General features: G+C 59.8%; 17 protein-coding genes. 12 read left to right on the forward strand and 5 right to left on the reverse strand.

Going from position 1 to position 21,341, the window contains the following annotated elements:
- Positions 1–27 precede the first annotated feature (27 nt).
- Positions 28–1,137 carry a fatty acid desaturase family protein gene (locus ACQY39_RS18925; RefSeq protein WP_428508867.1) on the reverse strand — a complete coding sequence of 370 codons (1,110 nt, stop codon included), beginning with the start codon at positions 1,135–1,137 and terminating at the stop codon, positions 28–30.
- A gap of 6 nt (positions 1,138–1,143) precedes the next feature.
- Complete coding sequence (locus ACQY39_RS18930) at positions 1,144–2,247, reverse strand: ferredoxin reductase (protein ID WP_428508869.1); 1,104 nt, start codon at positions 2,245–2,247, stop codon at positions 1,144–1,146.
- A gap of 126 nt (positions 2,248–2,373) precedes the next feature.
- On the opposite strand from ACQY39_RS18930, the gene fabR reads away from it, so the two are divergent.
- The 3 genes from fabR to ACQY39_RS18945 all read left to right on the forward strand — a co-directional run bounded on the left by fabR (position 2,374) and on the right by ACQY39_RS18945 (position 5,706).
- Positions 2,374–3,099: an HTH-type transcriptional repressor FabR gene (fabR, locus tag ACQY39_RS18935; protein WP_428508871.1), complete on the forward strand. Its 726-nt coding sequence runs from the start codon at positions 2,374–2,376 to the stop codon at positions 3,097–3,099.
- 218 nt (positions 3,100–3,317) lie between these two features.
- The gene (locus tag ACQY39_RS18940; RefSeq protein WP_428508873.1) at positions 3,318–4,844 is read left to right on the forward strand and encodes a tyrosine-type recombinase/integrase; all 1,527 of its coding nucleotides are present in this window, start codon (positions 3,318–3,320) and stop codon (positions 4,842–4,844) included.
- Between the two features lie 193 nt (positions 4,845–5,037).
- A complete protein-coding gene (locus tag ACQY39_RS18945; RefSeq protein ID WP_428508875.1) occupies positions 5,038–5,706 on the forward strand; it encodes a PEP-CTERM sorting domain-containing protein in 669 nt (222 codons plus the stop codon).
- 300 nt (positions 5,707–6,006) lie between these two features.
- Here the strand turns inward: ACQY39_RS18945 and ACQY39_RS18950 are convergent, their stop codons facing one another.
- Both ACQY39_RS18950 and ACQY39_RS18955 read right to left on the reverse strand, forming a co-directional pair.
- Positions 6,007–6,774 (reverse strand): substrate-binding periplasmic protein, encoded by a 768-nt coding sequence (locus ACQY39_RS18950; RefSeq protein ID WP_428508877.1) that lies wholly within the window; start codon positions 6,772–6,774, stop codon positions 6,007–6,009.
- 585 nt (positions 6,775–7,359) lie between these two features.
- Positions 7,360–9,246 (reverse strand): glycoside hydrolase family 9 protein, encoded by a 1,887-nt coding sequence (locus ACQY39_RS18955; RefSeq protein WP_428508879.1) that lies wholly within the window; start codon positions 9,244–9,246, stop codon positions 7,360–7,362.
- Between the two features lie 203 nt (positions 9,247–9,449).
- Here ACQY39_RS18955 and ACQY39_RS18960 point away from each other — a divergent pair, with 203 nt between their 5' ends.
- The 9 genes from ACQY39_RS18960 to ACQY39_RS19000 all read left to right on the forward strand — a co-directional run bounded on the left by ACQY39_RS18960 (position 9,450) and on the right by ACQY39_RS19000 (position 20,366).
- Positions 9,450–10,688, forward strand: a complete 1,239-nt coding sequence (locus ACQY39_RS18960; protein WP_428508881.1) for an ROK family protein — start codon at positions 9,450–9,452, stop codon at positions 10,686–10,688.
- 69 nt (positions 10,689–10,757) lie between these two features.
- Positions 10,758–11,726 (forward strand): carbohydrate kinase family protein, encoded by a 969-nt coding sequence (locus tag ACQY39_RS18965; protein WP_428508883.1) that lies wholly within the window; start codon positions 10,758–10,760, stop codon positions 11,724–11,726.
- Positions 11,727–11,729: 3 nt separating this feature from the next.
- On the forward strand, positions 11,730–12,956 hold the full coding sequence (locus ACQY39_RS18970; protein ID WP_428508885.1) for an MFS transporter: 1,227 nt from the start codon (positions 11,730–11,732) through the stop codon (positions 12,954–12,956).
- Positions 12,957–13,028: 72 nt separating this feature from the next.
- Positions 13,029–15,695 (forward strand): TonB-dependent receptor, encoded by a 2,667-nt coding sequence (locus ACQY39_RS18975; protein WP_428508887.1) that lies wholly within the window; start codon positions 13,029–13,031, stop codon positions 15,693–15,695.
- 557 nt (positions 15,696–16,252) lie between these two features.
- Positions 16,253–16,699 (forward strand): hypothetical protein, encoded by a 447-nt coding sequence (locus tag ACQY39_RS18980; protein ID WP_428508889.1) that lies wholly within the window; start codon positions 16,253–16,255, stop codon positions 16,697–16,699.
- A 206-nt stretch (positions 16,700–16,905) separates the two neighbouring features.
- Entirely contained in the window at positions 16,906–18,177 is a 1,272-nt protein-coding gene (locus ACQY39_RS18985) for a Shedu immune nuclease family protein (protein WP_428508891.1), read from the forward strand.
- Between the two features lie 581 nt (positions 18,178–18,758).
- Positions 18,759–19,157 (forward strand): hypothetical protein, encoded by a 399-nt coding sequence (locus ACQY39_RS18990; protein ID WP_428508893.1) that lies wholly within the window; start codon positions 18,759–18,761, stop codon positions 19,155–19,157.
- Complete coding sequence (gene stbB / locus ACQY39_RS18995; RefSeq protein WP_263568941.1) at positions 19,154–19,876, forward strand: StbB family protein; 723 nt, start codon at positions 19,154–19,156, stop codon at positions 19,874–19,876. Before ACQY39_RS18990 ends, stbB begins: the two co-directional genes overlap by 4 nt.
- 22 nt (positions 19,877–19,898) lie before the next feature.
- Positions 19,899–20,366 carry a hypothetical protein gene (locus ACQY39_RS19000; protein ID WP_263568940.1) on the forward strand — a complete coding sequence of 156 codons (468 nt, stop codon included), beginning with the start codon at positions 19,899–19,901 and terminating at the stop codon, positions 20,364–20,366.
- A gap of 41 nt (positions 20,367–20,407) precedes the next feature.
- Here the strand turns inward: ACQY39_RS19000 and ACQY39_RS19005 are convergent, their stop codons facing one another.
- On the reverse strand, positions 20,408–21,286 hold the full coding sequence (locus ACQY39_RS19005; RefSeq protein ID WP_263568939.1) for a DUF932 domain-containing protein: 879 nt from the start codon (positions 21,284–21,286) through the stop codon (positions 20,408–20,410).
- Positions 21,287–21,341: the final 55 nt, after the last annotated feature.

Raw genomic sequence — 21,341 nt, forward strand, 5'->3', positions numbered from 1 at the left:
TTTCCTTGCCTGGCTGAAACCCGGCGCTCAGCTTTGCAGGCTGGCCACGCGGGCGCGGCTCGGCCGGCTCGGGAAGCTGTGGCGCACGATGCGCCAGATCACCTGAGCGAACTGTTTGGACAGCGAGCCGGTGTTGTAGTGCACGCCGTAGCGGCGGCAGATGTCGCGCACCGCCGGTGCCATTTCGACATAGCGATTGGCGGGCACATCGGGGAAGAGGTGGTGCTCGATCTGGTGGCTCAAGTTGCCCGAGAGCGTGTTCAGCACAAAGCCGCCGGCCAGATTGCTGGAGCCGCGGATCTGGCGCCAGTACCAGTGGGCGCGCGTTTCGTTCTTCAGCACATTGCGGTGGAAGGTCTCGACCTCGGTGGTGAAGTGGCCGCAGAAGATGATGGTGTAGGTCCAGACATTGCGCAGCATATTGGCGACCAGATTGCCCGTCAGTACCACCAGGAAACCCGGGCCGGCCAGGGCCGGGAAGATCAGGTAATCCTTGATCAGCTGGTGCGAGATCTTGCGGCCAGCCACCTTCAGCTCACGGCGCGCAGCCCGGCCATGCTTGCCGAAATAGCCGCCCTTGGGCAGATTCTGGATGGCCACGCCCCATTGGAAGAACAGCGCAAAGAAGACCGCAACAATCGGCTGGATCAGCGCCAGCGGCTGCCACTTCTGCTCGGGGAAAAGGCGCAGCAGACCGTAGCCGATGTCGTCGTCGAGGCCGTGGATGTTGGTGTAGGTGTGATGGCGGAAGTTGTGGGTCTTGCGCCAGTTGTCGCTGGTGCCAACGATGTCCCACTCGAAACTCTTGCCCTGGAACTTGGGGTCGCCCATCCAGTCGAACTGACCATGGATGACGTTATGGCCCAGCTCCATATTGTCGAGAATCTTGGACAGGCCCAGGCTCAAGGCGCCGACGATCCAGAAGCCGATCATCCAAGGCATGGGCAGGAAGGCACCGATCATCAGCGCGGCGCGGCCGATCACCTCGGTCCAGCGCACGGTCTTGAAGATGTTGCGGATGTAGCGCGCATCGCGCACGCCCAGATCGGCCACGGTGCGGGCACGCAGGGCCTCGATTTCAGCGCCGAACTTCTCCAGCTCGTCGTGAGACAGATTGCGGGTCAGGGACTTGCTCATGGCTGTTTACAGATCCAAACTGAGGTCGGTACAGGCGCGGCTGACGCAGATGCGAATCGCGCTATTGGGCTCGCTGCAGCGCTCGCCGGTGTTCATGTCTTCGGCCAAGCCTTCATGCTTGGTGCAGACGCAGCTGTGGCAGATGCCCATGCGGCAACCCGACTGCGGGCGCAGACCTTGGGCTTCCAGGGCGGCCAGAAGGGACATGCCCGAGGCCACCTCCAGCGTGCGACCGGAACGGCGCAGCTCCACTTGCACCTGGTGCTTGCTGTCGGTGTTCAGCGGCACAGCGGGTGTGAAAGCCTCGGCCTTGAAACTTGCGACCTGGCCGCTCAGCAGCTCGCGCGCCAGCGCGGCAAAGCCACCCGGGCCGCAAGCCAGAGCCTGCAGCTGACCGGCACCCGCAGCCAAGCGCGGAGCCAGCAGTTCGGCATCGATGCGGCGGCCGCCTTGCTGGGTGGCGATCAGCTGAAACTGGAAGTTCGGGAAGCGCTGGGCCAGGGCCTGCAGCTCGGGCACAAAGCAGGCCTGAGCGGCCGTCTTGACCCAGTACATCAGGGTGACGGGCTGCGGCATCTGGCGTTCGGCCTGCTCACGCACCAAGCTCATCAGCGGCGTGATGCCACTACCGGCCGCCAGCAGCAGGTGGCGAGCCAGACCCTGAGCTGGCAGCGTCAATTCACCATAGGCGGGGCCGATGTCCAGGACATCGCCGACCCGGGTCCGCGTGCACAGCTGCGTGGACATCAAACCGCCATCGATCTGCTGTACCGTGACGGCGATTCGGCCATCGGCGCGCGGCACATCGCACAAGCTGTAGGAACGCGTGACCCGGCGGCCATCGATTTCGACGCCGAGGTTCAGGTGCTGGCCGGGAAGGAAACCCTGCCAGTGCCGGTTGGGCTGCAGCACCAAGGTCACCGAGCCCAGCGCAGCCTCCTGGCGCTCGACCACGCGAGCCAGAGGGCGCTCCCAGGTCCACAGGCGGTTGATGTGGCCGGCCCAATAGTCAAACACGGCCGGGTCCACGAAGGAACGGGCCCAGCGGCGCAGCAGGCCGGACTGAGAGGCTGGGAGAGAAGTCGAAGCAGTGGTCGTCAAAGCGGTCACGAAAGGCACTCCGTCCAGGGGGAAACACTGAACTGGCGCCATTATATGCATACGCATACAGATTTATATACGCTCGTATATTAATTAAGATCTCGTTATGATGCGAGCCTCGCCACGCCCGCCTTCATGACCCCAACGCTCGCGCCACCGCCACTTGCCGATCTCCCAAGCCCCGCCATCGGGCTGGAGCTTCCCGAGAGTTCGGGCGTCAGTGGCCCTGGGCGAAAGGCCTTGATCACGCGCGACGACATCGTCCAGGCAGCCCTCAAGCTGGTCGGGCCGCACCGCAGCGTCTCTTCATTGAGCTTGCGCGAAGTGGCCCGCGAGGCCGGCATTGCACCGAACAGCTTCTACCGCCAGTTCCGCGACATGGACGAGCTGGCCGTGGCCCTGATCGAACGGGCCGGCCTGTCGCTGCGCAACATCATCGGCGAAGCCCGGCGCCGCTCCAGTGGCGGCGCCAGCGTGGTGCGCAGCGCCGTTCAAGCCTTCATGGACCAGCTGAGCTCGGGCGATGTGCTGCTGCACATCCTCTTGCGCGAGGGCACGGTCGGCTCGGACGCATTCAAGCATGCCGTCGACCGCCAGCTGAGTTTCTTCGAAGAAGAGCTGAGGCAGGATCTGATCCGCCTGGCCGAGGCCAATGGCACCGGCCTGTACGAGCCGGGCCTCACGGCCAAGGCCATCACCCGCCTGGTGTTCGCCATCGGCTCCACCGCCATGGACTTGCCGCAGGACAAGCTGCCCGAGTTGACCGAGCAGCTGGTGGTCATGGTGCGCATGATCGTCACCGGCACCCAGACCATGGCCGTGGTGGGCTCCCCTGACCAGACCCCAACCGCTCGGGTCTGAAGTTCAGCACCACAGGGCTGCAGCCAAGCTGACCCTGCTTTACCTTCAGTCAGTCACTCCAGGCATAGGACCACACCCGGCCGACGCTGCGCCCGCTTTCCAAGCGACCATGAAAAAAGCACCGACTGCTTTCGCATCCGGTGCTGGTTTCATTCTTAATTTTTGGTGGGCCCTGAGTGACTCGAACACTCGACCTACGGATTAAGAGTCCGAAATACATGGATTTTCTTGGCGGTAGCCGGACAACCAATCAAACGCAAGTCATTGATTTATATAGAAACGCCTCCAACAACGTCCTAGAATTTCCAGCATCAATCACGCCAAAACTGGCACCAGACTGGCACCAGCTCCAAAATGCTGAGGCAAGACTGGCACCAGACTGGCACCAGATGACGGGGTCCAGGATGGCTACCAAAGCACAAAAAACAGCTGGCGAGACAATTGCAGGCCTGAAGCAAGGACAGTTCACCACGCTGGCAAAAATCATTCCAAACGGCGCCTTGCAAGCCCGCAAGCTATCCACAGGAGCGGTGAAGCTCTATTGGCGCTACACATTCAACGGTGAGACCGATCGTGTAGAGATTGGCCTGTATGACGGTAAGTTGCCTCCCAAGACCCTAGCCCCTAGCGAAGGTCGCTGGACTATTGCGGCGGCAACGACTGAAGCAACAAGACTGGCCTTGTCGCACGAAGATGCAAAGACCAAAGGTGGGCACGCCGGACTGGTACAAGCCAAGGCTGAAGCCGAAGCCCAAGCCATCAACGACCAAGCCGCAGCAAAGGCCCAAGCCCAAGCCGAGCTTGACCGGCGCAGCAAATACACGCTGGCCGAGTTGCTGAAGGCCTACTGGCTGTACCTGGAAGCGCTCGGCCGAACCTCATTCAAGGACGCCAAATCCATTCTGACCAATCACGCGATAGTGGCCTTTCCTGACACTGCAAGTCAGCCTGCTGCGGACGTGACCGACGAACAAGTCGCTGACATGAGTCGGCGATTGATCGAGGCCGGCAAGGAACGCACGGCCAACAAGCTCAGGGCCTACATAGGGGCGGCATACGAGGTCGCTCGCAAAGCCAAAACGAACCCAAAGATTCCGGTTGCTTTCAAGGGCTACCAGGTCAAGCACAACCCCGCGGCTGAGACCTCCGCTAACAGCGACGCCAACAAGGCCGACAAGAACCCACTATCAGCCGACGAAATGCGGACCTACTGGAACTGCATCAAAGATTTGCCCGGAATCAAGGGCGCGGCTCTCAGACTGCACCTGCTCACCGGCGGGCAGCGAATCGAGCAATTGGTCAGGCTTAAGTCTGCTGACGTGACCCCCGACACCATCACCATATTCGACTGCAAGGGCCGCCCAGGTCGCCAGCCTCGAAGGCACACCCTGCCCCTGACCGCCAAAGCGCTCGAAGCCATCAAGGTCCTAGACATGTCGGGTGAATATGCAATCTCTTCAGCCGCAGGCGAATGCGTCGGCACGACCCATGTGGTCAGCTCGACCCTGAGCGCCTGGGCAAGCGATGCAGTGGGCGGAAAGGTCATCGGCTTTCAGACCAAACGAATCCGAAGCGGAGTCGAGACCATCCTGGCCAGCGTCAAGATCAGCAAGGACACCCGCGGCAGGCTGCAAAGCCACGGCATCAGCGGCGTACAAGACCGCCACTACGACGGCTACGACTACTTGCCCGAGTTGCGTGCAGCATTAGAGGCGCTAGAAAAGGAGCTCCAGGTTCAACACTGAATGCTCGCCTAGCTTTGAAGGGCATGCTCACCAGCAACATTGCCGCGCCTTGCCTTGCCTTACCTTGAATACACCCCCCCTAGTTTGAGGGTCTTGCCTAGCAACGTTTTGTAGGTCTGAGGGTACTCACCCCGAGCCAACGCATTTTGGCGTCGGCTCCATCGGATCTTCGATATTCAACTAGGTACTACAAATGAAGCAAAGCGCATTGAACAAAGCCTATGCAGCCAGTTCGGCCCTCATCCTGAGTGCGGCTGCATTGGCGGCCTCTCCTGCTCAGGCGGTGACAGTCGCAGACCCCATGGGGGACTTTCTGAACACCTATAAAGGCGCTAAGACCGGCGAGTTTGATGTTATCGCCAGCTGGGTCAACTACGACGCTAACCGAGATGTTTTTGAACTGTCTGCCACCATGGCGGGCAATATCTCTCCGACCTCCTTGGCTGCCTACGTCTGGGGCTTCAATCGGGGGAAAGGCACCGCAGGCTTCGGCAACAGTCTCGGGCTGACCCAGGTATTGTTCGATCGAACGGTGGTGGTCAATGCCAATGGTTCCATCGTCAGTGGGGGTGTCAATGTCGGCGCAGCCACGATCTTCGGCTCCACCATCACAGCTACCATCGCCGGCTCTGTTTTGCCCGAAAACGGCTTCAGCAAGGCCAACTACACATGGAACTTGTGGCCGCGTTTCACAGGCAACACCTTCAATGGCGTGTCGGTCTCGGGCGTGTCGGCGATTCCAGACTTTGCACCCAATGCTGTAAATGCCGCTGTGACTGCCGTTCCCGAGCCCTCAACTACAGCTTTGATGTTCCTAGGGCTTGGCGCATTCGCCTTGCTGCGCCGGCGCGCGCAGCGCTAAAGCTCAGCCTTCCACGGCAGGCAGCTTGGCTCTGGACCGAGCTCCGGTCCAGACCGCTGCACAACTATCAGCATGCAGCTGGCTCACAGCAACCTCCGGGCATTGAATCGCCCGGAGAAAACTCCCTTGCAATCTAGCTGATAACGCTTGCAATCATTTGCCTATGAGTTTGTAGGTCGAATCGGTCGTCTCCGCGTACGTCGCCCCCCCCCCGAAAATAGATTGAAATGCCCCATGTTTGGACTGGACCCTAGAAGTTGAACAAGGTTCAAAGGGCGAGGTCAACCCGAGACGTTTCCATCAATGCGGCGATGGTCTAGCTGAAAGGGCGTGTTGGTATCGCATCTGCGTCTCGCGCCACTCGTTGCTTTGGGCAACTCGGTTTACGACTGCCAACAATTGGACAGCAGGAAATGCTGAACGCGCACTCACCACACAATGCCCCCACCTCAGATCAACTGTCTGAAGGATCCGAACCCGTCCCCCGGCAACCTTATCCTTATTGAATTGCACTGCAGCCAAACGACTGGACACGGCCAAATCAGTACGGCCGCGCATCAGCTTTTCGAACATGGTCTGCAGGCTGGGTGCCGCCTCGACCTCCAACTGCGCCCCCTCCAGCAAACGCTCGACACCAGGGTATCGGTGGCCGGCCACCACACCCAGCTTGAGCGTCGGAGCTGTTCCGACGTCTAAAAGCAGTTCAGTCAGCTCACCTCGAAACGTCGGACCAGCCAACAACACGTCTTCCAATTTCAACAACGGGTGGCTCCACAATTCGGCAGGGACTTCCGGGCGCCAAGCGGGACTGACAAGGCATTGGATGTCCACGCGACCTTCAGACATATCTAGCGCAGCGCGGCGCGGCGGTAGCATCACATATCGCGCCTCGGCGCCGGCCTCACGTGCCACTTGCTCCATCAAGTCGTACAGCAGCCCGCCACTCAACTCACCAGAGCGCAAGAGGATGAATGGAGATACCCATCCTGTTGCAACAGCAAACCGGATCTGCCCCCCCGCCGCTGCCGGTGCCGCCCAAAAGAACAAAAGCCCGACCAGCAAGTTCACTGACTTGGTAAGTCTCCAGCTCAGCAACCTCGCTTGCCGCCTTTGCGTTGAACGTACCAGCATGGTCCTCAATGTAGCTGATGATGCCTGTTTTGGCTCTCAACGTAGAACTGGCGGCTCACCCCCCGGTGAAACTCGGCCACACGGCAGCCGCCTTGGCAACCGCGAGGACCGTAAATAGGTAGGCGCTCAGCAAAGACAAGCCAAAGGTCGATGTAATTTCACACCTCAAGTACGAGCTTGAGCATATCCTTAAGACTCGCTAACCCGCATCACCAGCGTAACGAGTTCGCTCAATGTCACGTATAGGATGCTTGCCGGGCAGTTCGGTCTGCGAAGCCATCTTCGGCCGACTCAAGACCGAGATGTTCTCCGCTTGCGGCCACCATCGCAGAGTTCTTGTAAGCCTTGGACACCTACATTCGCCAGTACAACGATGTGCAGATTAGGAATTCACGGGGCTTTCACAATGCCGCAGAGTACCGCAGAAAGTTGAGGATCGCCTTTAATAAGTCCAAGCCCCCCCCCCCCCCGCCAGATTAGCAATGGCTAGTGGGAGGTGCTGCAGCCGCACGCCGCTGGCCCTCAGGGCTTCTGAGCCATGGTAACTGCAGCCAGAAGCAGCCATGTGGAGTGAGGAACCCATTGCTCGACCCAGCGCCACTGGCTGTCATCCGGTCCTGGCGCGAATGCAATGCCTTCACCGGTGTCACTGTCAGGGGCGCCGGTGATGCCATTTGAGACGCCGCCGGCATACATGTCGCCGGCGCTTTGCTGGACAGTCGGTGGATTTCGATGGCCAAAGCCGTACAACATACTAATGCCGTATGGGTTTCGCCCCAGCGTCCAGTCAAGCTGATTCTGGGCAAAGCTGCTTAACGCTGAGGATGCGCCCGAATCAATCGCAGCAGCAGCACTTGGCTGCATGTGTCGACCGCCCTCCACGGCAGCAACCGTGAGCGACGCGAGCCTTGCGCTTTCCCCTTGCCACCAATAACCAGTTTCATTTTGGTGCGGGATGAAGAAGCCGGTACGGGTCTCGTCGGCAAGCTTGCCATCCTTAAAAAGTTTGAACTGCTGGCGCGCGTAGTTGTAGGGATTGGCGACCTGTTGGTTAAGCCGCAACTGCTGCTTGAGTGCTGCCGCGATGGTGCTGCGTGCTCGTTCGACTCGGTTTGGATCAGGCTCGATGTCAATGTAGCGCGCCAGGCTGATGATAGGCAGGCCCGCCTCGACTGCGTGATAGAAAGGCCGTTGCCCCTCGTCGCTGATGAAGCCTCCATCTGGAGCCTGGCGCCGTATGAGTTGGTCCGCTCGCAGGCGCGCGGCGTCGAGATAGGAGACTTGCTTGGTCGCATTGTGCAACTCTACCGCCGCCATTAGCGCGGTGTAGTCGTCGATGATGTTTTCCTTGCCGTCGGCGCCGTACAGCGGGTTGACCAACTGCAGGTGTGCAAAAGCGCGTTCGGCATCCTCGAGATAGATCTTGCCCGAGAAAGCTCCGGACCAAGGGCTGTCCTTCGCCAGCATGGAGGCTCGCGCCAAGGCCGCGATGGCCATGCCAGCGCCGGCCCGGTAGGCCGAACGGTAGAGCCGCGTGTAGTTGCCCTCTTCGCCCTCATAGCCAACCACCATTCGCTCGGCCTTGGCGTCCCCCCATTTGTCAAACACCGTGGTGTAGAAATAGCCCTCAGCATCCAGGATTCGATGTAGGTAGTCGGCGCCCCAGAACGATTCCTGCACGACTTTTTTCAAAAGTCCAGCCTCGCGGTAGAGCGGAGCCGCCGTGTGCGCTGTGTAGGCCAAGACCCAGGCGGCCATCGAGGCCTGCTGGGGGTTGAAGTGGTTTGCGTAGCCCAAGTGCGAAAGGTACTTGCCCGTGTCACCACCAGCATCCCGCCACCCCCCCCAAACATCAACAAAACGTTCAGTGTCGAAAATCCGAATGCGATGGTCTTTGGCATTCAGGTGGCGGCTCCTGCGGAAGTAGTCCACCAGCTTGCTGGCGGTAACCTTGAAGAGAGCGCGATCCAGGACGTCAACAGGCCCCGACACCACCTTCTGCGTGCCGATTTGTACTTCGACCCGGTAGCGCCCAGGTGTTTGCAGCGCCGAGAAATCAGCTTCAAAGTAACGGCGACCTGGCCCCCAGGCGTCAAAGGCGGGCAGAGGTTTAAGTGCACCTCCGGCCACAGTCTTGCCCTGGCTTGTGACGCGATAGCTGCCGGCTTCCGCCATGCCGCGGTATTCGACGATGGCCGACTTTGGCCCGGCGCGCTCAAGCGCGACCTGGTTGAGTTGCAACAGTAGCAGCGCATTGGGCAGTGCCACCGACACGGTGGTGAGGCCGGGGGCAGGAGCATGAGCATCGGCAAGCGCCACCGAGCTCAACAGAGCCTGGACAGCCAGTACCATGAAAGAAAGCGCGTGCCTATGGCCCCGGCTCGAAGCGACATGGAAGGGTGTGATCATCGCGATTTGCAGGTTGGTGTGGGACGTGTTTAGGACAGTCTAGGTCGCAGACAATATCCTGGACGCTTGGCTTCGTCAATAAATACAATCAATAGATGTAAATAATATACCGGGGATTGCGTCCGATTGGCATCAGGCATGGTGACTTGTGTTCACCGCGTTTTCCGAGCGTCGTTCGCCCCCCGTCCAAAGGAACCTGAGGCATGAGAACTACAAGCCGCGGCACGACGCAGCAATCCAGCGCACCCTACAACCGGCGCGTGGTACTGGACTTCATTCGCCAGCATGGCGCGGCGTCACGCAAGGACATTGTGGACAGGGTGTCACTGAGCCCACAGACGGTGGCCAACATCACCAACGACCTGGAAGCGATCGGGCTGATCGTTTCCCGGCGTTTGAAGGTCGATAAAACGCGAGGTCAGCCGCCCATCGCCTTCGAACTAAATCCCGACGCCGGTACAGCCATCGGCATAAGCCTGGAGCCGGGGCGGGCCTCAGCGGCGCTCGTCAACCTAGTGGGAGATATCCGCGCACGCTCAGAGCTGGTGGTCGATACCCGTGATCGACGGCAGATTCTTGCTGGCATGCTGGAGCTGGTGAGCCAACTGCGCAAGAATTCACGCGAGCGCTTGTGGGGCATAGGGGTTGCTTTGCCAGGCCCTCTGGGCGCGAACGAGCTGAGTTTTGTCGGGCCCACAGCCCTCGAAGGCTGGGTGGATCTGTCGGTACTAGATGAACTGCGCGACATCACAGGCCTGCCCTTGTTTCACAGTGTCGACAGTGTCGCCGGGGCGCTGGGCGAGACGCTGTTTGGCGAGGCCAAATCGCTGAACAATTTCTTTTACCTGCACTTTGGCCTGGGTCTTGGCGGCGCGCTAGTCGAGAACCGCATGGCCTACCACGGTGCGAGCGGCAACGCGACCGAGATCGGGCATGTGCCACTGGTGCCAGGTGGCCGAGCATGCTACTGCGGCAACCAAGGTTGCCTGGAGCGTTATGTGTCCATGCACTCGCTGGCCGAGGCCATGGGCGTGGATGACAAGCAGGTCTGGACATTGCCCATCGAGCAATTGCTGGATGCATCGGGCGACACCTTGTTCATGCGCTGGTGCAGCGAGGCCTCGGAACGGCTTCGCGACGCCATATGCATGATCGAAAACATGCTGGATCCTCAGGCTATCGTGATTGGCGGCTCCGCGCCCAAACGCCTAGTCGAGCATCTGGTGGCGCAAGCGCAGCCATTGAGGCACTCGGTGCGCGGCGGCTTGTCTTCGTCCGGCGCGCGCATTGTGCTGTCACAGCGGCAGGTTGACAGCTCAATCCTGGGGGCCGCAGTGTTACCCATTCATGAAATGCTCTCGCCTCGCCTGGACGTGCTGCAGCCGGACAGGCGCGTCGAGGCGGACCTAGCCGAGTTGCTTGGGCACGCCACTCACAGGTAGAGAAAAATATTTACATCCAATGGATTTAAGTATTGACGACGCGAAAGCGCTGACCTACAGTCGGCGCCCATGGACAGTGAACTTCCGCATCTAGGCATCATTGGCGACGTCGGCGTCGACCTAGTCATGGGCACGATAGCCGGCTGGCCGCAGGTTGGCACCGAGTTGATATTGCCGCATAGCGAATTGCGCGCTGGTGGTTCAGCTGCGAACTCGGCGCTCGTACTTCGTCATCTCGGCTTGCAGGCGCAGCTGATCGCATCTGTTGGGCAGGACGATCTCGGACGCTGGTTGGCCGAACAACTGCACGGCGTGCAAACGCAATTGCAGGTCTGTGCAAGTGCCACCACTGTGTCGGTAGGCTTGATGCATGCCTGCGGCGAACGCAACTTCTTCACCACGCAAGGACATCTGGAGCTGATGACGCCTCAGCATGTGCTGACGCATCTGCATACGACGCCAAAGCCAGGATCCTTGGCGCTGATGACAGGCCCCTTTCTGCTTCCGGGTTTGCGAACGGCCTATCCGGAATTGCTGCGTGAGGTGGCCGCACGCGGCTACCAAATCGCTCTAGACACTGGCTGGCCCTCTCAGGGCTGGACCGAGAGCGTGCGCTCGGAAGTCCATGCCTGGCTGCAACACTGCGACCACCTGCTGATCAACGAGTTGGAGGCGCAAAGCCTTGCCAATGTTTCGGACATCGAGCCTGCCATGCAGCAGATTGCGGCGCTCATGAAACCGAGCGCCAGCCTGGTGGTGAAGGTGGGACCGCGGGGCGCGCTGGCCCTGCAGTCGGGGCAACTGAGTAGCCATCAGATTGAACCGTCGAAGGTCTTCGACTCGATCGGCGCTGGCGATACCTTCAACGCAGGTTATCTGGCGGCGCGCTTGCGCGGTGCCGACTTGCCCCAGGCACTTGCCACGGGTTGCCGTGTGGCGAGAGCAATTCTGCCGCGCTTTCCGCGCGGCACCATTCGGCCGGGTGAATTCGCGGCCTGCATTCACGGCTCTTACAGCTCTCAACTTGTAAAGGCCTAGGTCATGAAGCACCGCAGCCTGATCGTTGCTTACATCCTGTTGATCTGGTTCGTGATCTCCTTTGTCACTAACCTGATCGGGCCGCTGATGCCCATCATCATCAAAGACTTCCAACTCAGCCTGGGCATGGCGGGCTTCCTGCCGTTCTCCTTCTTTCTGGCTTATGGCTTGATCTCCATTCCGGGCGGCGTGTTGGTCGAAGCGCGTGGCGCGCGCAGCACGCTGCTGATCGCCTTCGTCCTGAACCTGCTAGGGTCGCTGGCGATTGCACTGAGGCCTGACTATGGCGTTGTCATCGGCGGGTTGTTTGTGATCGGCCTTGGCATGGCGCTGCTGCAGGTGGTGATCAACCCATTGATGCGCACAGCCGGCGGGGAAGCACATTTCGCCTTCTATTCGGTGCTGGGCCAGCTAGTTTTCGGCTTGGCTTCCTTTGTCAGCCCAGAGGTTTTCAAGTGGCTGATGGGGCGCCCGGATGCCGCCGCGACACCGCTGGTCTGGGTGAGTTTCTACTGGGCCTTCCTGTTCTTGTTCGTGGCCTTGATCGCAACGAATCAGCTCCTGCCGATCCCACGCGTAGACCTCAAGGAGGATGAGCGTACGGGTGGCATTGCAATCTATCGCGAGCTCATTGCGCGCCGGGATGTGCGCCTGTACTTCATCGGCATCGTGGCCTATGTGGGCAGCGAGCAAACGCTGGCAAACTGGATGTCCCAATTCCTGAGCAGCTACCACGGCTTCTCGTCTACCGGCGCGGCAGCGGACGCGGTGGGCCGCTTCTGGGGCCTGTTGTCGTTGGGCTGTTTGCTCGGCCTGCTGCTGCTCAAGTTGTTGGATTCCAAGCTGGTGCTGGCCATGTTCTCGGTGCTCGCCATTGTGTGCGTGGCGCTGGCATTGTTCGGACCGGCCGAGGTGTCGCTGATGGCGTTCTCAGCGTCCGGCTTCTTCTTGTCCGTGATGTTCTCGGTGATCTTCTCACTCGGCCTGAACTCATCGGCCCAACATCACGGAGCCCTTTCGGGCATCTTGTGCACCGGCATCCTGGGTGGTGCAGTGGTGCCACTGATAGCCGGTGTCCTGGGTGATTACATCGGCCTGCGCTGGGCCATGACCCTGGTCTTCCTGACCCTGGGTTTCATCCTCAGCATCAGTTTCTGGGCACAGCCCCTCATTCGGAACGAGACAGTACCACTGTCTCGTCTGTTCGCTTCGCTCAAGTCTGGGCAGTAGCGCAAGTTAATTCTCTTCACTTTCACCGCACTGTCGGCACAAGACCGACACATGAGAACTTAGGAGCACAACATGTCACGACTTGATTCACGCGCCAGCCACTCGTTCAACGCCATTGCGGCAGCAATAGGCCTGCTGAGCCTGGCGGCCCAGCCTGCACTGGCCCAACAAGCGGCAGTAGCCGATGAAGCGAAAGCCGAAGCCAAGGACAAGAACGAATTGCCCACGGTCATCGTCAGTGCCACCCGTACGGCCACCAGCTTGCTGAAGACACCGGTGGCCGTGACTGCACTGACACAGGAGGCGCTCAGCCGCGAAGGCATCACTGATGTGCGCGGATTGTCTGGCACCGTTCCCAATCTGCAGATTTCGGCAGGTACCGATTCAGGCGTGCAGATCAACATCCGCGGCGTAGGCTCGACCAATTTCACCGAGATTGGAGATCCTGCCGTCGGTCTACATGTGGCTGGCCTGTATTCGCCGCGCCCCCAAGGCGCCTTGGCCCTGATGTTTGACCTGGAGCAAGTGGAAGTGCTGCGCGGGCCGCAAGGCACTTTGTTTGGTCGCAATTCCACGGGTGGCAGTGTCAACATCATTCCTGCCAAGCCGGATTTTGGCTCCACATACGGCAGTGCAGAGTTGGATGTTGGAAACTACAACAAGCGGCAACTTAACTTGATTCAGAACCTGGCTGTGAATGACAAGTTGGCGCTGCGCGCGACTTTCAGCAAGGTCAAGCGCGACGGCTGGATCAATCAAAGGCAAGACTTTGCCGACGTTGACCTGCCCGAGCAGGGCATTCACGCGGACGGCATCCCTGACGTGGATCAGCGCCGCAATGTCAAGGTACCCAAGAGCAAGTATTACTACAACCGGGACGAGTGGGCCTTGCGCCTGGCGGCGCGCGCGAAGCTGAGCGACTCGCTGCAGTGGGTGCTGGCCTACGAAAAGTTCCAGAACTCGAGCGCAGGCCAGATTGCATTGAAGGATTGCGAGCAGGCCGCTGGTACGGCTTTCGCCTGCAACGGTGGCGCCTTCGATGTGAACATCAACGTACCGGGCAAGACCGATATGAAGATCGACACGCTTCGATCTGGCCTCACTTGGAAGCTGAGCCCAACCAGCACGGTGGAGTATGGCCTGGCATTCGCGAATCAGCGGCGCTCGCAGATTGCCGACGATGACGCTGGCTATCACCCCATCGCCAGCCAAGTGACGGTACATCAACCTGTTGGCCACGATGGGGACTATGGCACCTGGCCGGTACGCGATGAAACCTCGATCACGCTGGGCTCCACCTACAAGTCTACGGTGCACGAATTGCAGCTCAAGCAGAAGTTTGACACCGTGTCTCTCGTCTCCGGCCTGTTCTGGATGCACGAAAAGAACGCGATCGACTATGCGCAAGAACAGCTGGTGACCTCGCCCTTCGGATTCCCAACCAGCCAGTTCTACCATCAGCCCGATCGCCAGATTGACGCCAAGGCGATCTTCGCACAGGCCGACTGGAAGTTTGCACCTGGTTGGACAGCAACCCTGGGAGGCCGCTACAGCCGTGACAGCAAGTCTGACAAGGGCGGCCAAGTGTATGGCGGCTGGGACGGCTCTACGCCTGCCTACTACAACAACTTGTTCGACCCAGGCACGCCAGGCGATGCGCACTTCCGTGCCCACAACGGCAAAGACCTGACCGAGGCCATGGGCCCGTTCGCGGGCATCGGAGCCTACAGCCATTGGGGCGAACCAGCCGGCAACGACCATTCGGAGAGCTGGAAGAAGTTCACCTATCGCCTGGGCCTGGCCAAGCAGATCACGCCGAATGACATGATCTACACCTCCTTGTCCACAGGCTACAAGGCCGGTGGGTTTGGTGACAAAGATGACATTTGCGGCGGCAAGACCTGCGTCAACGGCCCGGCTGGTCCGCAATACAGCTTCTTCCCCTACCAACCCGAGACTGTCACCAATTTCGAGTTCGGCTACAAAGGGCTGCTCTTGAACAAGCGCCTAAGCCTCTCGGCGACAGCCTTCTACAGTATCTACAAGGGCATGCAGGTGACAGGCGACTTCTTTGCCTCGCGTGTCAAGCAGGACGGCCCTTGCCCGGAAGACAACCCGACCTGCGACATCATCACCCGCTACCAGACCGTGAATGTGGGCAAGGTGCTCATCCCCGGTCTGGAGTTGGAGGTCGATTACAAGCCGTGGGCGGGCGCACGCATGGGTGCCTTCTTCTCCTACATCAACAGCAAGATGAAGGACTACGCCTCCTACAGCGACAGCTGGAACTGCGGTGTGCGTGCCGATGTGGGTGCGCCAGAATGCCCAGCTCCGTATAGCGGCCCGGTGCGTGAGTTTGCTGGCCGTCAGATCTATGACATCACCGGCAATCACCTGCCGAATTCGCCCAAGTACAGCTTCGGGGTGAACTTCTCGCAGAGCTTCGAATTCGAGAACGGCTATGAGGTTACGCCCTGGATCAATGTGAAGTGGCAGGACAAGATGTACCTGACCTTGCGCAATCTGGACAACGCTCACATCTCCGATGCGCAGAAAGCCCACGCCAAGGTGGACCTCTCTTTGCGGGTGAATGCGCCCAAGCTGTGGCATGCCGAGCTGTACGTGCTGAACGCGACCAACAAGATGACCAAAAATTCGGCACAGGACGGCAACGGCTTTGTCCGCGGCTATTACAACGATCCGCGCTCCATCGGCCTGCGTATCGGCGTGGACTATTGATCTTAGCCAAGCTCGACACCTAGCCAAGGCAGGACGACATGGCTGCCTCGCTGATGGTCAGGGAGGCCCGCGATGCCGAAGGCCGTGTCGAGCTGCAGCACACTGGATGCCGAACTGTATGGCGTGTAGGGTTGAGTTTGCACGATCTGGCGCCACGTCTCCTGGTGACGTGCGCGTGCGGCAATTCAGATCATGCGACAACGTACCTGCGCTACTTGGTGGAGGTGCAACTGGGCGCCCTTGGGGCCTCGCTATCACCATCGATGAGTTAGGTCTCTGGCAAGCAGTTGAACCTTTGGGGGCTGCGTGTTCATCGCCTTCTCACAGTCCGAGCGCAGCCCCGACCTGCTCGCCGCCACACGTACGGCCGAACCCTCCGGCACCTTTGTGCTGGCGCGGCTGAAGGTCGCGGGCTCGAGGCCATAGCTGATGACTTTCGGCCGCTGCATGCCGGGCCGGAGTTAAGTGTGGCGGCGACAAAGTCCTACCTCTGCACTTCGGGGGGCGCCTTGCGCCTGGTGGCCGGGTGGTCACAGGATGAAGGCCAGAACCGAAACATGGCATTGCCGCCGCAGAAGCTGTGCGAGGCTCGGTCGCATCGCTGGAACCTCCAGGGCGCAGCCTTGCTGCAGGCCGAGCACAAGATCGTGCTGGGGCGTGGCGTGGGTCTGGTGTTTGCGCAAGAGGCAGCGCTGAAGTTCAAGCAAAGGAATGCGCACTTCGATGCAGGCCTCAGGGACCGCGAAATCGCTCGAGCCGTGGCTGAACACAAGTCCTATTTCTTCAGCGAGAAGGATGGCGCCGGTAACACGGTCGACTATTTCGCCGCCGTCGCAGGTTCCCTGCACGTGGTGCCCCAGGGAGCCGCACGCGAGGCCCTTGCTGCGGACTACGCGCGCATGCTCGAAGACCAAGTCATGGTAGGGGACGCCTTGCCCTTCGAAGACCTCATGCAGGCCTGCGCGGAAGTTGCAGCCCAAGCGAACGCAGCTGGGAGCCCTTGAGCTGCTTGCCATGTGGGAGGCCGCCTCGGCGCTTGGTGCATGAGCTGAGAGCCGACGGGCATCCGGTTGTAAACAACCGTTGAGTCGTTGCACGGGCCAGCCGGACGCCGTTCAGCGCATCCGCCTTTGATCATAGGCAGTCCCCGCTGACCGCAAGGCCAATGCAGTGGCAGGCTGCGATGACGCGACCTCTTTCAGGATCAACCATGACCAAACCTGCCGTTGAATTCAACCTCTCCGACAACGAGCTCCACCTCATCTACCGCCCGCGCGACGACACCAATTGGGTTCGAAAAAAATTCGACCGGGGCGAAGAACTGCTGGTGAAAGGCACGTTCCACCTCAGGTCACAGGACATGCTAGAGGACGCGTCAAAAGATGCGGCCAATGTAGCCAGCGGAGACGATGACGCCGTCTGGGTAGACGACCATCGAATGGTATTTGTCATCGCAACGGCGGAAGGTGAGTACTTCCGGTTCACTCCCCAGATCCTAGGTTTTGAAACGCCGGTACTGCTGCATCGGGACGCACGGCCAGACTGGAAATGGTTCAGCGCCGAACGCAAGGTATCCATCCTCGGCATCGTACAAAGCCTCGGTCTTGAGCGCATCGTCATCGGCGGCCCCGCTCCGGACGCCATCCCAATCCCCGAGTACGAGCGGCTGCTGAACCAGCTCCCAACACCGCACGAACTACGACGCTACGTCCAAGCGCGTGTCAGCACGGTGATTCGCCAATATACAGAACCAGTGATCGACGCCGAAGAGCTGCTCAATGCCTATGTCGACAAGCGCACTACAGCGACCCCACCAGACATAGAGGCTCCCTTTCGCCAGTTCGACGTCGCAAAATACGCCTTCGCTCTGGACCGACTGCAAGCCATGCTGGCCAACGAGACTGGAACTTCGGAGGCACAGTGGCAATTGGAAATTGTGGAGATCATCCTGCTGCTGAATCCCAGGTACATCAAGGCATTCACTGAGGTGAGACTTTGGGATGCCGATGCCTCCACTTGGCGGCGTATAGACATCTTGTTGGTCGATGCATCCGGCAATGTCGATGTCATCGAGATCAAGAAGCCGCTGGGCAAGCCCATCATGCTACCGACGCGGTACCGCGACCACCACCTGCCAATGCGCGATTTGGTCGGCGCCATGGGTCAGGCTAATCATTACCTGAGGCATTTGAACCGGTGGGGGGCGACTGGCGAGGACTACCTGACCCAGCTATTGAGCGCCAGCTTGCCAGAAGACTTCAAGATCAGAATCATCAACCCCTCGGGGATTGTGATCATGGGGCGCAGCAACACGCTGTCCGATGTGCAGCTGCGCGAGTTCGAAATGCTGCGTCGCGACTCCAAAGGTGTCGTCGACATCGTCACCTACGATGACCTGTTGGCGCGGCTTCGAGCGGTACTCGATCAACTACGTCGCGGACCTGCTCTTAGCATGGCGCCAGCCTATACGCCGGCGGAATAGCTCGGCTTTGACCGTAAGCGCGCGCGTCAATGGGCGTCCCCCGATCATCCGACATCGGTGCGAGGAGGCCCGGATACCAGAGTCGAAGACAGCTGTCACTGGCAAAGACTGACCGACCGCAACCAGCCCCAACCTGACTTCCAAACTCCCCTCAGTTGAGCGGAGCCTACCGATCCTCTAGAACTCCAGCCCATAGCAGGCCAGAGTGGCGTCCAAATGCTGGCAGCCAGCCTATCCTGCACTATTCAATCTGCTAGCTTTTCAGCTAGGACCACCGTCCGCTTGCGCCAAGTACAAGGGCCCGGTTGCCGTTAGACCCAATGCCGGCTGGCCTCAGCACTCCCCGCCCTGACGGCGAGAGGCCTAGAAGTGAACCACATCCGAACAAATTCCGGCTGACAACTCGCACGAATCCGGACCTTGACCGCAACTCATCCGCTTCGAATCCGACACGCAAGCGGACCGCAAGCACACGCTCCGCGACCAGGGAATGCACAGCAGTGAATTTCACGCTTGTTTCGTCGCGGCCAAGGTATCCCAAGTGGGCAAAACTAAGATTCTGACTAGCGGTCCTTCGCTCCATGATGCTCGCCCCCAAACTCCCACCCGGCCGAGCCAATCGCAAGGCGCTGGCCTTCAGTACCGAAATCAAGTGTTTGCGAAAACAGGGGTACAGCTTCGAAGCCATCCGCGTGGCATTGAAGGACGCGGGCGTAGCGGTGAGCGTCAGCACGGTCAGACGTGAAGTCAACATTGGATGCACCTACGCTCCGAGCAATGCGGGCCGGACACCAAATCCGCCGAACAGTGTGCAGCTTGCACCGCACGAGGCGCCCGGCCCTGCTCAGTCTAGTCAAGCGCGCATGCAGTCGCTTCAACACCGCGACTCGGGTGATGCCCGAAGTGGCAAAGAGGTTGCCGAAGACTTCATGAGGAACCGGATCACCAATCCCCTGATGCAAGAGAGGATTGCGAAATGAAAATTGCTGTTCTCAGTTTCTCAGGCAATGTCGGTAAGTCCACGATCGCTCGGCACTTGCTTGCACCCCGATTGCCTGGTGCCAAACTCATTTCCATCGAAAGCATCAACGCAGGCGAAGAGCTGGACCACGTCATCCGTGGGCGGCAGTTCGCCGAGCTGCAGGAATTCCTTCAAATCGTGGACGATGTGGTCGTCGACATAGGTGCGAGCAACATCGAGGACCTGCTGACCCTGATGAGGCGCTACCAAGGGAGCCACGAAGACTTTGACATCTTCATCGTCCCCGCTGTCCCGGCCGGCAAGCAGCAGCGCGACACCATAGCGACCCTGGTTGAGCTCTCTCGCCTGGGGATTCCCCCGGGCAAGGTCCGTGTGATCTTCAATATGGTCGAGGACGACAGCGAGCTAGAACGGCAGTTCGAGCCCCTGCTAGCCTTCCTGCAGCAGTCGCCCATGGCGCGGGTTTCCTTGGCTTGTCAACTTGGCTTCAACGAGATTTATGGGCGTCTGAACGGCCCTGACGTTGACCTGGTCGCTGTTGCCTCCGATTCGACCGACTACAAAGCGCTCATCAAGAACAGCGCAGACAACGAATCGCGGCTTGCTCATGCGCAAGGCCTGGCCACGCAGCGCCTGGCCCGAGGCGTGCTGCCCAAGCTCGATGCTTGCTTCCATGCACTGAACCTGCGTGAGCTGGTCCCCTCCAAACAAGGTTGACTTGGCTGAGCACCCCGCCACGATGAAGTCGCCGCAAAGCTCTCGCGAAGCTTTGATTGCCGAAGCGATCGGCGAACTTGGCCAGTTGCTCGACAGGGTCGACACGCTACTACCGGCGATTTCAGAAGTGACCCGGCAGCAGGTCGAGGCGAGCGCGCAGCTGGCTGATCAACTCTCTGATTTCGAGACCCAGATCAACGCTTTGGGCGACAAGGTCAAGGTGCACGCCTTGAAGCAACTTCTAGCTCTGGTGGAAGCCCACGCCGTGCAAGCGATGGAATCACAAACGGGGGCGATGAACAAGGCAATCAGCGAAGCCTTCAAGGCTGAAGTTGACCGGGCGCTGCAGCACATCAGAAAAACCATAGAGAGACAGACAGGCGTGCACCAGCGCCACGCAGGCCGCTTGCCCGCACTGGCTGGCTGTCTGGTGGCAGGGGCTGCGGGAGCCATCACCGGCTTGCTGGCGACATGGCCATGGGCCCGGTAGCGTGAGAGCCGCCGGGCCTACGTTCAGGGTATGTCAGCGCATCAATGCTTCAGCTTGCGCATCTCCTCGGCCAACACCCAGAGAGCACGGTTCAGGCTGACGTTGCGGTCGATGCTACCCACTGCACGAGTTCGGACATGGCGGCCTTGCGCACTGCGCCCGGGAAGACCACCTTGCAGCAGATGTTCCTGCGTGCGTTGGAAGGTCATCCACAGGCTACCCTCCTCGTCTTCTCGCCGCCGCGCTTGCAGAAGTTGAGAAGCCGTGATCGGTGCGACGTGCACTGCAGGCAACGCACCCTCTGTCGGAAACTCAAGCTCATCTCCGCCATAACGCAGCGTCAAAGCAGCTTCCGCAAAAGCGTGCTGCTCCTCGTGGCACAGCGGCAGCGCCTTCATTTCTTCGGTGGAGGACTCGACCAGCTCGAAGTCCTGCAGAACTCGGAAGGCACCGTCAATCACCTGATCTTGGATTCGGCCTTTGTGCGGGATGCGGATGTCGTTGGCGATGTCGCCGACCACCAGCCCGTTGCAGCAGACGAAGCGGAACATTCCCGCCAACATTTGATAGGAGCTGGCACCGTCGTGGCTGTTGATCAAAATGATCTCGTGCGCTTCCGACTTGGCCTGCGCCTGTTCGGCATGACGCATGCGGATCATGTGCTTGGTGAACTCACTCTTGCCGGCCGTTCGGCTGGCACTCTGTGCCACCATGAACGGCTCAAACCCCTCATGGCGCAAGGCGCGAAGTACTTCAATTGTCGGAATGTAGGTGTACCGTTCAGAGCGGCTGTCATGCTTGCCAACGGCAAAGATGGAAGGCGCCGTGGCTCGCATCTGATCTTCCGCCAATGGAAAATCACTGCGATAGACCGTGCTCTTGCGGCCAAATCTTGTGGCCAATGCAGACACTGTTTGCATGTTGGTCTCCTTGATGATGTGTGCTTGCCCAAATGGGTTGACTGAATCCATGAAT

Origin of the sequence: Roseateles sp., from assembly GCF_965262435.1 — a bacterium.
Taxonomy (GTDB): Bacteria; Pseudomonadota; Gammaproteobacteria; order Burkholderiales; family Burkholderiaceae_C; genus Paucibacter_A.

Excerpts from the sequence above, each read along its gene's own strand:
- ACQY39_RS18960 (WP_428508881.1), top strand. The coding sequence starts at position 9,450 with ATGAGAACTACAAGCCGCGGCACGACGCAGCAATCCAGCGCACCCTAC.
- ACQY39_RS18940 (WP_428508873.1), top strand. The coding sequence starts at position 3,318 with ATGGATTTTCTTGGCGGTAGCCGGACAACCAATCAAACGCAAGTCATT.
- ACQY39_RS18925 (WP_428508867.1), bottom strand. The coding sequence starts at position 1,137 with ATGAGCAAGTCCCTGACCCGCAATCTGTCTCACGACGAGCTGGAGAAG.
- stbB (WP_263568941.1), top strand. The coding sequence starts at position 19,154 with ATGAAAATTGCTGTTCTCAGTTTCTCAGGCAATGTCGGTAAGTCCACG.
- fabR (WP_428508871.1), top strand. The coding sequence starts at position 2,374 with ATGACCCCAACGCTCGCGCCACCGCCACTTGCCGATCTCCCAAGCCCC.
- ACQY39_RS18975 (WP_428508887.1), top strand. The coding sequence starts at position 13,029 with ATGTCACGACTTGATTCACGCGCCAGCCACTCGTTCAACGCCATTGCG.
- ACQY39_RS18980 (WP_428508889.1), top strand. The coding sequence starts at position 16,253 with ATGGCATTGCCGCCGCAGAAGCTGTGCGAGGCTCGGTCGCATCGCTGG.
- ACQY39_RS18990 (WP_428508893.1), top strand. The coding sequence starts at position 18,759 with ATGATGCTCGCCCCCAAACTCCCACCCGGCCGAGCCAATCGCAAGGCG.
- ACQY39_RS18985 (WP_428508891.1), top strand. The coding sequence starts at position 16,906 with ATGACCAAACCTGCCGTTGAATTCAACCTCTCCGACAACGAGCTCCAC.
- ACQY39_RS19000 (WP_263568940.1), top strand. The coding sequence starts at position 19,899 with ATGAAGTCGCCGCAAAGCTCTCGCGAAGCTTTGATTGCCGAAGCGATC.
- ACQY39_RS18955 (WP_428508879.1), bottom strand. The coding sequence starts at position 9,246 with ATGATCACACCCTTCCATGTCGCTTCGAGCCGGGGCCATAGGCACGCG.
- ACQY39_RS18965 (WP_428508883.1), top strand. The coding sequence starts at position 10,758 with ATGGACAGTGAACTTCCGCATCTAGGCATCATTGGCGACGTCGGCGTC.
- ACQY39_RS18970 (WP_428508885.1), top strand. The coding sequence starts at position 11,730 with ATGAAGCACCGCAGCCTGATCGTTGCTTACATCCTGTTGATCTGGTTC.
- ACQY39_RS18945 (WP_428508875.1), top strand. The coding sequence starts at position 5,038 with ATGAAGCAAAGCGCATTGAACAAAGCCTATGCAGCCAGTTCGGCCCTC.
- ACQY39_RS19005 (WP_263568939.1), bottom strand. The coding sequence starts at position 21,286 with ATGCAAACAGTGTCTGCATTGGCCACAAGATTTGGCCGCAAGAGCACG.